At 70.4% G+C, this 13,392-nt stretch carries 9 protein-coding genes; 5 read left to right on the top strand and 4 right to left on the bottom strand.

Features of this window, described 5'->3' with window-relative positions:
• Positions 1-463 precede the first annotated feature (463 nt).
• Both ACZ6QQ_RS04860 and ACZ6QQ_RS04855 read left to right on the top strand, forming a co-directional pair.
• Positions 464-715 carry a phosphopantetheine-binding protein gene (locus tag ACZ6QQ_RS04860; protein ID WP_465874387.1) on the top strand — a complete coding sequence of 84 codons (252 nt, stop codon included), beginning with the start codon at positions 464-466 and terminating at the stop codon, positions 713-715.
• Positions 712-1,947: a cytochrome P450 gene (locus tag ACZ6QQ_RS04855; protein ID WP_465874386.1), complete on the top strand. Its 1,236-nt coding sequence runs from the start codon at positions 712-714 to the stop codon at positions 1,945-1,947. Before ACZ6QQ_RS04860 ends, ACZ6QQ_RS04855 begins: the two co-directional genes overlap by 4 nt.
• Positions 1,948-1,962: 15 nt before the next feature.
• Here the strand turns inward: ACZ6QQ_RS04855 and ACZ6QQ_RS04850 are convergent, their stop codons facing one another.
• From ACZ6QQ_RS04850 to ACZ6QQ_RS04840, 3 genes are all read right to left on the bottom strand, one after another.
• Complete coding sequence (locus ACZ6QQ_RS04850) at positions 1,963-3,417, bottom strand: amino acid adenylation domain-containing protein (RefSeq protein WP_465874384.1); 1,455 nt, start codon at positions 3,415-3,417, stop codon at positions 1,963-1,965.
• The gene (locus ACZ6QQ_RS04845; protein ID WP_465874383.1) at positions 3,414-4,688 is read right to left on the bottom strand and encodes a condensation domain-containing protein; all 1,275 of its coding nucleotides are present in this window, start codon (positions 4,686-4,688) and stop codon (positions 3,414-3,416) included. Before ACZ6QQ_RS04845 ends, ACZ6QQ_RS04850 begins: the two co-directional genes overlap by 4 nt.
• Positions 4,689-4,792: 104 nt before the next feature.
• Positions 4,793-6,088: a condensation domain-containing protein gene (locus tag ACZ6QQ_RS04840; RefSeq protein ID WP_465874382.1), complete on the bottom strand. Its 1,296-nt coding sequence runs from the start codon at positions 6,086-6,088 to the stop codon at positions 4,793-4,795.
• A gap of 204 nt (positions 6,089-6,292) precedes the next feature.
• Between ACZ6QQ_RS04840 and ACZ6QQ_RS04835 the strand changes: the two genes are divergently transcribed.
• The 3 genes from ACZ6QQ_RS04835 (at position 6,293) to ACZ6QQ_RS04825 (ending at position 11,852) form a co-directional block, all read left to right on the top strand.
• Positions 6,293-7,636 (top strand): MFS transporter, encoded by a 1,344-nt coding sequence (locus ACZ6QQ_RS04835; RefSeq protein WP_465874380.1) that lies wholly within the window; start codon positions 6,293-6,295, stop codon positions 7,634-7,636.
• Between the two features lie 355 nt (positions 7,637-7,991).
• Positions 7,992-10,523 carry a tetratricopeptide repeat protein gene (locus ACZ6QQ_RS04830; protein ID WP_465874378.1) on the top strand — a complete coding sequence of 844 codons (2,532 nt, stop codon included), beginning with the start codon at positions 7,992-7,994 and terminating at the stop codon, positions 10,521-10,523.
• A 273-nt stretch (positions 10,524-10,796) separates the two neighbouring features.
• Positions 10,797-11,852, top strand: coding sequence for a helix-turn-helix domain-containing protein (locus ACZ6QQ_RS04825; RefSeq protein ID WP_465874377.1), 1,056 nt, complete (start codon positions 10,797-10,799; stop codon positions 11,850-11,852).
• A 180-nt stretch (positions 11,853-12,032) separates the two neighbouring features.
• Here ACZ6QQ_RS04825 and ACZ6QQ_RS04820 read toward each other — a convergent pair whose 3' ends face one another.
• The gene (locus ACZ6QQ_RS04820) at positions 12,033-12,989 is read right to left on the bottom strand and encodes a bacteriocin fulvocin C-related protein (protein ID WP_465874375.1); all 957 of its coding nucleotides are present in this window, start codon (positions 12,987-12,989) and stop codon (positions 12,033-12,035) included.
• Positions 12,990-13,392: the final 403 nt, after the last annotated feature.

The following is a 13,392-nucleotide window of genomic DNA, read 5'->3' as shown; positions in this document are numbered from 1 at the left end:
GTCAGGGGGCGGGACGCCCCTCGGCGGCGTGGTCGATTCGCAAGTTAGCACTGTTGCTCGTGCGCGACATTGTCTGCCGCCGCTCGACGAAACGCACCGGGCCTGTCGGAAAACGGTACCGGTGCCGATTTGTTCTCACTCGGACGCGTGCCGTACTCGATGCCATTGTTCACGGTCCGAGACGCGACCGGGCACCGCACGTGTTGTTCGGGAGGCCGAATGGAGAGACGGGCTGAACAAGTTCGAACGGATCCGAACAGCGGCGGCCTTGATCCGGGGTTACGCCGGTTCGACGCTGGGAGTGAGCCGCTGACCAGATTGGTGTCCTGCTCGCTGGCGCCGCGGGCGGCGGCCCGACAAGTGGACCGGCGGCACACACCGGCGCCGATGGACCGACGACCATGGGGGTACGGACGGAATGAGTGGTGTTTCCAGGGAAGATTTGGGTGTCGCCTCCACCTACGTGGCACCGAAGTCCACGGTGGAGAGCACGCTGGCGATGCTCTGGAGCGCCAAGCTCGGGGTGTCGCCGGTCGGGGTCCGGGACGACTTCTTCGAACTCGGCGGTGACTCGCTGCTCGCCGCCGACCTGCTGATGGACATCTACCGGGACCTCGGCGTGGAGATCGACGCCGCGGTGCTGTTCCTCTCGCCGACCATCGCCGATCTGGTCGAGGCAATGCCGGCGGGCGACCGGGAGGTGGATGCCCGATGAGGCGCGATTCGCCCGCCGGCACCACCGAGGTGGACCTGGACCGGGTGGACCTCTCCGACCCCCGGCTGTACGGGAACGGCGAACCACACGGGGTCTGGCGGGCGATGCGGGAGCGTCAGCCCGTCCGCTGGCAGCCGGTCGAGGGCAAGTCCGGATTCTGGGCCGTGGCCAGCTACGACGCCGCGGAGCTGGTACTCACCGACCACGCCACCTTCACCTCCACCCGAGGCGTCTTCCTGAACATGCTGGGCCGGGAGGAACCGGCCAGCGACCACCAGTTCGCCGCCACCGACCCGCCCCGGCACGGTCAGATACGCCGGCCGGTGCAGCGCGAGCTGACCGTCAAGGCGATCCGGCGACACGCCGATACGCTGCGGGTCGACGTCGCCCGGCTGCTCGCGCCCGCCCTCGACGGCGGGCCGTTCGACTTCGCCGAGGCCACGAGCGCCCTGCCGATGGCGATGCTCGGGCCGCTGCTCGGCATCCCGGCCGAGGACTGGCCGCGACTGGCGCGGTTGGTGGCGATGTCGGTGGCCGAGGACGATCCGGACTACCAACTGCCGGAGGGAACCGACGCGACCCTCCAACGGGCCCACCGGGAACTCTTCGGATATCTACTCAACCTGGTCGTCGCGCACCGACGCCATCCCCGCGCCGACCTGGTGGACGTACTGGCGTCGATGACCGTGGGTGGTGAGCGGCTGAGCGCCGGGGCGGTCGTGGCGAACTGCTACAGCCTGCTGCTCGGTGCCAGCGCGGCGATTCCGCACGTGCCCAACGTGGCGCTGCTCGAACTGATCCGGTCGGGCGGTTACACCGACTGGGCGCGCAATCCCCAACTGCTGGACAGCGGGGTGGAGGAGGCGTTGCGTTGGTCCGCACCGGCCCGGCACTTCCTGCGGTGCGCCACCCGCACCACGCGGCTCGGCGACGTGACGATCGCCGAGGGCGACGCGGTGGTCGTCTGGATCGGTTCCGCGAACCGGGACGAGCGGGTGTTTCCCGACCCGCACACGTTCGACGTCCGGCGGGCGCCCAACCGGCACCTCAGCTTCGGCGACGGCCCCCATTACTGCGTCGGGGCGTCGATCGCCCGGCTGGCGCTGCGGACCTTCTTCGTCGAGATGTTCGCCCGGTTCTCGTCGTTCGAGCTGGCCGGTGACGTCGAGCACGTCCAGTCGACCTGGCTCGGTGGCATCAAGCGCCTACCGGTGGTCGCCACCCCGCGCTGACCGCCGGCCGGATCGTCAACCGGCGGACGCCAACCGGTCCAGGGCGCCGCGATCGAGCTTGCCGTTGGGCTGGGTGGGCAGCCGGTCCAGTACGACGTAGCGGGTCGGCACCGCCACCGCGGGCAGCCGGGCCAGGAGGAACGCGCGGATCGCCCGGGTGTCGAGCGGCTCGCCCGCCAGCACGACGAAGGCGACCGGTGTGATCGGGCCGTGGCCGTACCGGGACCGACCGAGGGCACCGGCGGTGATCCCGGGGTGGTCGGTCAGCGCCCGCTCGATCTCAGCCAGCTCGATCCGGACTCCGCCGAGTTTGAGCTGGTCGTCGGCGCGACCGTGGAAATGCAGCAGGCCGTCGCTTCCGATGCTGGCCAGATCCCCGGTCCGGTGGTGGTCCGCCCCGGTGGCAACACCCGGTCCGCCGATCCACAACTCGCCGACCGCCCCGGCCGGCACCGGTTCACCGCCGGGCAGAGTACGCAGCGACACCGTCGTACCCGGGATCGGGGTTCCGATCGGCACGCTGGGCGCGCCCGCGTCCGCCGGGGTGCAGCGGTGCACGGTGCTCCAGACCGTGCACTCGGTCGGTCCGTACTCGTTGTAGAGGGCGGTCTCCGCCAGCACGGCGAAGTGCCGGGCGACCAGGGCGGGCGGGCACACCTCGCCGGCCACGACGACGGTGGTCAGGCTGGCCAGTCGGGCCGGGTCGGCCGATCGCAGCAGTACCGCGTACAGCGAGGGCACCATCAGCAGGTGCGACGCCCGGTACCGGGCGGCGGCCTGCTGCACGGCGACCAGGTTCGACGGTCGGTCGCTTGGAATGATCAACCGTCCGCCGCTGGCGAGGGTCCAGAAGATGCCCGCGACCGAGCTGTCGAACGAGATCGACGAGCAGAGCAGGAAGCCGTCGACCGGCTCGCGGTAGTAGGCCAGGCGCGCCGCGGTGGAGTACGCCAGCGCCGATGCCGGCACGGTGACCGCCTTCGGCTGCCCGGTGGTCCCGCTGGTGAAATAGGTGTACGCGTCGGGCCCCCACCAACCCCGGTCCGGCGCGGGTGACCCAGCGGGGAGTGGACCGAGATCGATCGTTCGCCGCGGTCCCGCCATCGGTTCCACACCTGGCTGGACGAGTGCCAGTGTCGCCCCGCTCTGCCGGAGCGTGAGTCGTTGCCGCTCGATCGGAAAGGCCGCGTCGACCGGGACGTACCGGCCCCCGGCCCGCAGTACGCCGAGCAGGGCGATGATCGCCCAGCCGCCCAGCCGGGCCCGGACGACCACGGGTTCGCCTGGCACGAGGCCCTGACGCCGCAGCTCGGCGGCCACCTGGCGGGTCAACCCGTCGAGTTCCCCGTAGGTCAGGCAGATCGTCGGGTCGACGATGGCGGTGGCGGTCGAGTCCGGGCGCAGGTGCGGCTCGATCAGGTCGAGGATGTGCTCCGGGTACGGCGGCACCCCGGCGCCGGCCGCCGTCACAGCCCCACCAGCTCGTCGAGCCGGTCCGCGTAGCACCGCACCAGCCGGTCGACGGTGTCCGGGCTGAACAGGTCGGCCCGGAACCGGATCGTCCCGGTGTACCCGCCGTCGGTGTCCTGCTCCAGCCAGGTCACCAGGCCGTTGACCGGGATCACCGGCCCGCCGAGCGGAAGCCCGGCGGGCAGGCGCAGCGGCTGGTGGGACAGCGGTGCCGACGGCTGCGCCGGCGGGAGTTGGATGACCTCGAACTGCGCGCAGACGGGCCCGTCCGGGGCGAAGAACCGGACCGCCTCCGGCAACCGTGACAGCAGCTCGGCCAGGGGTAGTTCCCGGCTGAACGCGGCGGCGAAGGCGGCGTGGACGCGGCTGACCAGCTGGGGCGCGGTGAGGTCGCCGCTCAGATCCGCCCGTACCGGCAACGCGTTCATGAAGAGTCCGACTGTGTCCCAGTCGGACCGGTCGCGCCCGTACGTCAGCACCGGGACGGCGAGATCGGCGGCGCCGGTCAGCGTGCCGAGCGCGCCCATGAAACCGCTGAGCAGCAACACGAACGGCGTGGTGCGCAGCGGGCGGGCGGCGGCCCTGAGCCGCGGCTCGGTCACCGACAGCGGGAACCGGACCTCGGACGTACGCGGATCTCCTCCCGGCGCCGCCGCGGGCAGCGGAAGCGCCGGCGGGTCGGTGAGTATCTGCCGCCAGTGGTCCGTCAGCCGCCGCACACGTTGCTCGTCGTGACGGGGCGAGTCCGGCACGCTCGCGCCGAGCGCGATCGCGACGGGGTCCGGTTGTCCCGCCGGCGTCCGCCCGGCCGCGCTGTCGCCGTAGGTGCGGAGCAGATCCGTGATCAGGATTCGCATCGACCAGGGGTCCGCGACCGTGTGCTGGGCCACCAGGACCAGGGTCGCGTCGTTGGAATCGTGCCGGGCGAGGAATGCCCAGAGCAGCGACGAGGATCCGGGCGGGTATTCGCCGGCGACGATCGCGTCGATCAGCTGGTCCGGCGCCACCTCGGTCAACGGCACCGGCGCGGGCGGACGTACCCACTGGTACGGCATCCCGTCGTCGCGCACGATCCTCGTACGCAGCGCCCGGTGCCGCACCACGAGCTGGTTCAACGCGTCGCGCAGCACCGACACGTCGAGCGGCCCGGTGATCCGGTAGCCGCCGACGGCGACGAACCGTGGCCCGAAGATCATTCCGGGTGTGACCTCGTCCACCCAGCACAGCAGCCGTTGGGCCGGGGACAGCGGTACGGTGAGCTGGTCCTGCATACCGTCTCCTTGCTTCGCGAATCGGGAACGGGAACGGGAACGGGAATCGAGTCAGCTCGTCAGCGGCGGCTGCCGGCGGCTGCGGTTGTCTGTGCGCCGTCGGCTCAGCTGGTCCGACTCGCTTCGACGAGGAAGAGGCGCATCCGACGGATCAGCTCGGCGGCGACGCTCGACCGGTTGGTCGGGACCCGGAGTTCGAGCCTGAGATCGGCGCCCTCGATCGCGCGCAGGTAACACCGTGGCCCGACCGACGAGAACGGTGGGGCCCAGTGGATCGGTTCGTCCTCCGGTGCCGTGGACACCTCGGGCACGCCCGGCACCGTCACCCGCTCGGGAGATTCGGCCCGGCCCGGCGGCTCCGACGGCAGAGGGTCCCGGGGACGGTGGGACACGAAGTTGAACGACCAAAGGCTGTCGTACTGTCCCGGCCGGAAACCGGCGCCGTCCAGCAGCCGGAACACCTCGTCCACGTCGTAGACGCCGTGGGCGTACGCGACCATGGCACGCTTGCCGATCTCGCGTACCAGCCTGGCCGGGTCCGGCGTCGGTAGCCGGTCGACCAGGATGGGAACCCACTGGTTCATCGAGGTCACGATGTCCCTGCGGTACGGGTCGAACCGGTTGGAGGAGAGCAGGCGGACCGCCAACCGGTCGTCGTCGGTGAGTCCGAACAGGGCGGTGCAGAACGCGGACAGGACCACGTTGGGTACGGACGCGCGCAGCCTCGCCGCCACCTGCCGGGCAGCCGCCAGCAGCGTCGCCGAGACCACGGTGGCCTGGACGTACGGCGGCTCGCCGGCGACCGCCGGTGGCACCTCGGCGAGCATCTTCGTCCAGTACGCGAGCGCCGCCTCGCCGCGCCGCAGCCCGGCGGGTGACTGCTCGTGCGCCACGATCACGCCGGGTCCCGTCGCGGCCCCGTCGAGGCCACCGGCCAGTGCCGCGAAGAAGTCCCGTTCGAGGACCGTCAGCGCGTGCCCGTCGGCGACGACATGGTGGCTCACCAGGACCAGGTGCGCCGGTTCGGTGCCCGAGGTGACCACGGTGGCCTGCCACGGGGGCTCGCGTACCAGGCTGAACCCCTGCTGGGAGAGTTCCCGGAGCACCGTTCGCGGATCGACCCGAGGGTCGCCGGTGCGCTCGACCCGTATTACCGGCTCCTCCGGCGGGTGCAGTAGCTGCCCCGGTCCGCCGGCACCGGCGAGGTCGTACGTGGTCCGCAGCGACTCGTGCCGGCGGACCAGGACGCCGATCGCCCCGCGTACGGCGGCCAACGTGGTCCCGGCCGGCAGCTGCCAGATCGCCGACAGGTTGGGTTCGTGCCATCGCTGTCTCGGTACGTCTTCGACGTCCCGAACGATGGCGAGTTGGCCGAACGTCAGACGGGCGGACGTGATCACACAGGCCTCCGTGAGGTACGCCGGCTCACCAGCGGGCGGAATCGAACCGGCGCGCGGACAGGGCCAGTCTGATCACCGGCGAGTGCCCGGCATAGGAGGTCGAACAGTCCCGAACGGACCCGAACGTCGTGACCGGTCCCGGTGCCACCACCGCTGGATACGGTCTGGAGTCGACGGATCGAGGAAGAGCATCGAGGAGCAGCGGTGACGGAGCACCCCGCGACGTACACGCAGGTGTTTGCCGTGCGCGAGTACCGGTACCTGTTCGGGGCGTACCTGTTGTCCCTGCTCGGCGACCAGCTCACGGCGATCACGGTCGCGTACCTCGTCTACACCGGCACCGGCTCGGCGACGCTGGCGGCGGCGGCCTTCGCCAGTTCCTACCTGGCCTGGCTCACCGGCGGCCCGCTGCTGTCCGGCCTGGCCGACCGGTTCCCCCGCCGCCGACTGATGATCGGATGCGACCTCGCCCGCGCGCTGCTCATTCCGCTGGCGGCCCTGCCCGGCCTTGCCGCGCCCGCACTGGTGGCGCTGCTGTTCGTGGTGAACCTGCTGCGGCCGCCGTTCGTGGCCGCTCGGGCCGCGTTGATGCCCGAGGTGCTCGACGGTGACCGGTACCCGGTGGCGAACGGCGTCGACAACATCAGCGCCCAGGTCGTCCAGGTCGTCGGATTCGCCGCCGGTGGCAGCCTGGTGGCGGTGCTCTCGCTGCGTGGTGCGCTGTTGGTCGATGCCGCGACGTTCCTGGTCTCCGCGCTGCTGATCCTCGTCGGCGTACGCCCCCGCCCGGCGCCCGCCCGACCGAGCCGGTCGAGCGGCCGTGGCCCCACCACCGGGCTGGGCCCCACCACCGGGCTGCGGGTGATCTTCACCGACCGCCGGTTGCGCGCCTACGTTCTCGTTCTCTGGCTCGCCAGCGCCTTCACCTACGCCGCCGAGGGACTGATGGCGCCACTGGCCGTCCAGTACGGCGGCGGGCCGGGCACGGTCGGACTCCTACTGGCGGCGGCGCCGCTGGGCATGGGCGTCGGCGGGCTGGCCTTCACCCGGTTCTGCCCACCGGGCGTCCGGCCGCGACTCATCCTGCCGCTGGCGGCACTGTCCGGCGCGGTCCTGGTCGTCGTCTGGACCTCGCCGCCACTGTGGGCGGTGCTGGGCCTGCTCGTCCTGGCCGGTGCCGGGAGCGCCTTCGCCATCCCGCTGAACGCCCTGTTCGGGCGGGCCGTGCCGAGCGAGTTCCGCGGGCGCGCCTTCGGGGTCGCGATCACCGGACTGGCCGGGTTGCAGGGCATGGCGATGCTCCTCGCCGGCCTGGCCGCCGACCACTGGGCCGCCACCACGGTGATCGGGGTCAGCGGCCTGCTGGGTACGGTCGCGGTGCTGGCCGTGGTCCCGCTCTGGCCCCGGCGACGACCCGACGCCACCGCCCACTCGTCAGGCGGCAGCGGCAGCGTCGTGGCGCTCGACGCGCCGCTCGAACAACTCCGAACGGACTCGACCGCCGCTGAACCTTCCACCGGAGGGTCCGCGCGATCGACGCTGGGATGACGGGGCGGATCCGGAGCCGCCTCCTGCCCGAGGAGAGGAGAAGCTCATGCGCGGCGTATGCAAGCGTGGCATCAGCTGGACCTGATCGCCGTACGCGGTGTCGGGTCGACCTGACCGCCGCCACCGCATCGACTGGAACTGACCGCCCGGGGCGGCCGGTCGCGTCGGAGCGTCACCCCGCGTCCATGAGCGCGGAGCGGCGCTCCGACGTCGGGTCGACCTCACCCGTGACCGGCTGGGCTCGGTGACCGAGGTGCGTCCAGCCATCCGGCCAGGCAGGCAAGCCTTCGCCCCCGACCGAAAGGTGGCACTTTCGGCCCCTCTCCCCGCCTGCCGTCTGGTCCAATTCGTCTCAGTGGACAGTGAACGAAGTGATGCCGAACAGAACACCGTGACGGCACCCGGTCTCGACGTCGACCCGACGATCGCATCGAGCGCCGCACAGTACGTCGCACTCCTGCGTCGGGTCCGTGACCAGTCGGGTCTCACCTACCGCGCGATCGCGCGACGGGCACAGGCCAACGGCGAGATCCTGCCGGCCAGCACCCTCGCCACCATGTTCGGGCGAGCGACGCTTCCCCGCCGGGAACTGGTGGTCGCGCTGCTTCGGGCCTGCGACGTACCACCCAGCCGGATGGGACCCTGGGTGAGGGCGTGGCAGCGCCTGGCTGCGGAGCGCGGCACGGAGCAGAACACGCTCCGGCTGCTGCCTCCGCTCGACGGCCCGGGGCGGGCACAGCTTCCCGGCGCCGGCCGTACCGTCGAGGACGGCGACGGCGACGGCGACGCGGGTACCGTCATCGAACCGGTGCCGGGGGCCGGAAGATCGACGCCGACGAGCGGGCCGACGACATCGGTGCATCGGCCCGTGCCGTTCCAGTTGCCGCCGCCACCGATGGTGATCGTCGGGCGTACCGCCGAGACCCGACGGTTGCTCGACGCGATGGCCGTCGACGGTGCGGTGTGCGTCGTGGAGGGGGCCGGCGGCGTCGGCAAGTCGGCGCTCGCGCTGCACCTTTCGCACCAGGTGGTCGCACGGCATCCCGGTGGCTGCCTCTACGCTGACCTGCACGGCGCCAGCGCCGCAATCGCGCCGGCCGATCCCGCCGAGGTGCTGGCCCGCTTCCTGCGCGCGATGGGCGCGTCCACCGTTCCGCCCACGGTGGCGGAGGCGAGCACCCTGCTGCGGACCATGACCGCCGCACACGGCGTACTGATGATCCTGGACAACGCCGCCTCGGCCGCGCAGGTGCGTCCGCTGCTGCTCAGCGGCGCCGGTTGCACCACCCTGGTGACCAGCCGGTGGAGGCTGCTCGACCTGGACGTGACCGCCCGGGTCTCGCTGGAGCCGATGCCCGACGGCGTCGCGCTGGACCTGCTGCGCCGGACCATCGGCGCCGCGCGGGTCGACGCGGATCCGGCCGCCGCCTCGGTGATCGTGCAGCGCTGCGCCGGGCTGCCGCTGGCGTTGCGGATCGTGGGCGCCCGCGCGGCGGCCCGACCGAACGCCTCCCTGGTCGGCCTCGCGGACCGGATCGACGACGAGCATCGGCGTCTCGACGTACTCGAGGCCGGTGACCTTTCCGTACGCGCCAGCCTGTACCTGGGATACCGGGCGTTCGACGAGTCCGAGCAGGACGACCGTCGGCAGGCGATCCGCCTGTTCCGGCTCGCCAGCCTGCCGGACTGGTCCGATGCCGCGGCACCAGCCGTTGCCGCCCTGGCGGACCTACCGGTGCCGCTCGCCGAGCGGATGCTCGAACAACTGCTGGACGCGCACCTGCTGGAGCCGTCCGGCGACGTGCGGTACGGATTCCACGACATCGTCCGTCTCTTCGCCCGGGAACGCGCCGAGGCGGTCGAACCGGCGCCAGTACGCGAGGCCGCACTGGCCCGGCTGACCAGGTACCTGTTCACCACGACCGCGTCCGCGGCCCACCTGCTCTATCCGCACGAACAGTTTCCGGACCGCGAGCCGGCCCGGTCCACCGGTCACAACCACCAACTGGACGGCATCGCGCCCGCGTGGGCCTGGTTCGAACGCGAACACACGAACCTGTTGATGATCGCCCGGCAGCGGCTGGCCACCGGGCACGATCTCGCCGAGGTACGCGATCTCGCACTGGTCATCATCAGGTTCCTCGACTACGCGGGGTACGTCACCGAGCAGGTGCAGTTCGGCGAGCTGGGGGTCGAGGCGACGCAACGGCTCGGCGACTGGGCGGCGAACGCGCTGGCCCTCAACGTGCTGGCCGTGGCGATGCTCCGGAAGGGGCGACTGGACCAGGGCATCGATCTGCTGCACCGGATTCTGGTGATCCAGCGTGATCTCGGCGACCGGGCCGGCGAGGCGTTGTGCCTGAACAATCTGGGCAACGCCCTGCGGGATCAGGGCGATCTGGACGCCGCCCTGCGACACCTGCAGGCGAGCCTCGCCATCCGGCGCGAGCTGGGTGACCGTTACAAGGAGGGGTCGGTCCTGGACAACCTCGGTCTGGTGTTCCAGCGACGCCGCGACTTCACCCGGGCCGTGGCCCACCACCGGGCCGGACTCGCCATCACCCGACAGTGCGGTGACCGGTTACGCGAGGCACTGATGCTGATCAACTTCGCGGAGACGCTGACAATGTCCGGGGACACCACGGAGGCACTGACCCGCGCCCGGCAGGCACTGGTCATCTGCCGGGAATTCGGCCACCGACGCGGTATGGGACTCGCTCAGCAGGTGCTGGGCGACGCCCATGCGGTGCTGGGGCGTACGAAGGACGCGCGCCGGCACTGGGCGGAGGCGCTGACCCTGCTCGACGGCCTCGACCGGCAGGCCCACGCCAGGTTGCGCGCCGTGCTCCGTACGGACGGGGCGCAACGGGACAGAAACGTGTCGTAGTTTCGAATCCGGACGGCGCGGACCCCGACGTCCGGCGCAGGCACGGCTGAAGTGGTGGTGGCATCACGACGGGGGCGGAGCCGGTCATCGCCGTCATCGTGACGGCCGGGGCCAACGAGATCGAGGGCGTCGACTTCGACGTCGTCGCCAAACGCGAACCCACTCACCACAGTGGCATCTCCAGCGCCCACCCCGGATCCGCTCCTGTACCGCCGGTTGACGACCGCTCGCCGCGCACAGCCCCACCGCACCTACTGGAAGATCTATAGTTCCATGGTGATCTATGTGGACTTCAGTACGATTGATCTGCCGCCAAGAGACCGATTTGCCGCCTGGTACGAGTTGATGCGACAGGCCCTGATTCCTTCCATCGTACGCAGTGATCACGAGAACAACTTCGCCGCGACCATGCGTCTCGTCAACCTCGCAGGTGTTCAGGTGTCGGCGCTGGACTACCCATCCATCCGAATCCATCGGTCCGCGAAACTGGTCAAGCAGGAGGATCCCGAGCAGATCAGCCTCTGGCTCAGTCTGGGCGGCGACCTCGGACTGGTCACGGCCGGTCGATCGACGGCCCTCGGGCACCGGGACCTGGTCCTCTACGACACGTCGCTGCCGTTCCACGCGACCGCCAGCGCCGAGAACGGGTTGGTCACCGGTGTGGTCGCACAGATTCCTCGGACTCTTCTGCCACTGCCTGCGGCGTCGCTCGCGCGACTCGTCGCGGTACCGCTTTCCGGTCGGGACGGGATGGGAGCTCTCTTCGCCCAGCTTCTGGTTGACCTGACCCGGCACGCGCCAAGCTACCGTCCGCAGGACGCCGCCCGCCTCGCGACCGTAACGGTGGACCTGCTCGCAGCGGTATGCGCCCATCACCTCGACAGCGAGTCGGCGCTGCCGGGGGAGACGCGCCAACGGGTACTGCAGGTCCGGATCCACGACTTCATCACCCGGCACCTCGGGGACGCCGACCTCTCGCCACGCATGATCGCGGCGGCGCACCAGGTATCACTGCGATACCTGTACAAGCTCTTCGCCGAACAGGGGCTCACGGTCGCCGGCTGGATCCGTCAACGCCGCCTGGAACGCTGCCGCCGCGATCTGGCCGATCCTCGGCTCGCCAGGAGTTCGATCGCGTCGATCGCGGCCCGCGCCGGATTCAGCGACGCGGCGCACTTCAGTCGTCTCTTCCGGGCCGCGTACGGCATGCCGCCCATCGAGTACCGACAGTCTGCAACGGGATCGGCGGCACACGAACCGGCGATCGCAGTGTCCCCGCCGAACCCCACGTGCGGCCGACGCCCGGGGGCCGGCGAGAACAGCTCCTAGCACCTCAGCAGGCCGGCGTGTTCGATGGTCGTCCGGCAGCTCCTTACCGGCAACGGTGCCGGAGACCTGCGACAGAGTCCGGACTCGCGCCGAGTACCAGGTGGCCTGCGTGTTGGCGACCACCTGGTACTCCACGACCACCCCGCACAGGGGACCACAAAGCACCGGTGCCTTCGCCTGTCAGCCGGGGTAGCACATTCCATTGCATTGGTACTGCCACAGCGTGCCGCAGCCACTGCTCGTGCGGGTGCAGGTGATGTGTTGACAGCTGCTCGGAAGACACCAAGAGCCGGACTGCACCGAGCATTCACAGGTAATCATCTCGTGGCGCTGCCGGGCATCCTCAGGACCGAGTCGCGCGAGCAGACCGGCCGCCTCTTCATGCCCGAACGCCTGCCTCGCCGCCTCGGCGAGGGCCTCTGATTCGGTCGAGTGGTCTCCTGACGAGTTGAAGACCTTCGCGACCAGGGCCCTGGCATCCCGGAGCACCGTGCTTTGCGCCGTGGAGAGCGTGGGGTGGGCATCACGGTAGCGGTCCAGGTGCTCAAGCCATGCTCGAGTCCGATCTTCTGGGGACAGCACCCGGAAGATCGCCCGCCGGTAGTCGAGGTTGTGCCGAATGATCTCACCGTACTGCCGTGGCAGATTGTGCATGTTCGCTTCGACCCAGGCGCTCGCGTCGGCGTGCGGCGAGCGCGCGAACGCGGGTGTCTGGCCGGCGAATGACAGTCCGACCGCTGTGACCAGGCCGCCGCCGAGCTGTAGGAACCGCTTGCGGCTGATCCCCGGTTCGGGCTCGGCCCCGCGCGGCGTCCCGGTCTTGGCTTCCTCTCGAAGTTGCCCAAGCGCGCGGAGCACACCAACCGTTGCTCGCGGGCCGAGCCGCTTGGCCAACGCGACCGCCATCGCCGGACCCGTCCACGCGCGGGCGTCATCGCCCTGAACGCGAAGCAGGGTGGGCACCCATTTCGGCGCGGCACCCATGCTCTGGCGCCGCCACCGCTGTACCTCCGGATCTGTCAGCGGGAGCACCTCCAGCTTCCCGTTGCTCGCCTCCAGGACGGCGGCGGATATCACCGCGCACCTGCCGCAGGCTCCGTCAAACCCCAGGATCCATCGCTGCTGATCGTCGCGCACAGCTCTCCCATCCCATCACAGATTTGGTCACGCTCTATTGAGCGGACCGTGCACACTGTGCCAGAACGAGTAGAGCTTTTGCAATGACGGTTATCGATGGGTTGAGAGTTTCGAACTCGCCAGCCACCTGATTGCACCTTCACGAACTTGGCGCGCTCGTACGGCTGTGAGGATACCCGCAACCCTGGATCCTGCCCCCTCCAGTGGGCGTTCGGATGAATCTGTGCACGCATCGACAACCGTGTGCACGCACGTCCAACGACCGCGTCAGCCGCGATTTGGCATCGTTGTCGTAGGGCAACACGCACCCACCCGACCGGGAGAAAGGATTTCGCAACGCATTGATCCGAGACATTCATCGCCGTTCTTACGGACCGATCGCCGGCCCGAGTTCGGTCGTTCC

Source organism: Micromonospora sp. NPDC049529 (assembly GCF_055586685.1).
Note: the sequence above shows the minus strand (reverse complement) of the source record. Positions and strands in the feature narration are given on the sequence as shown.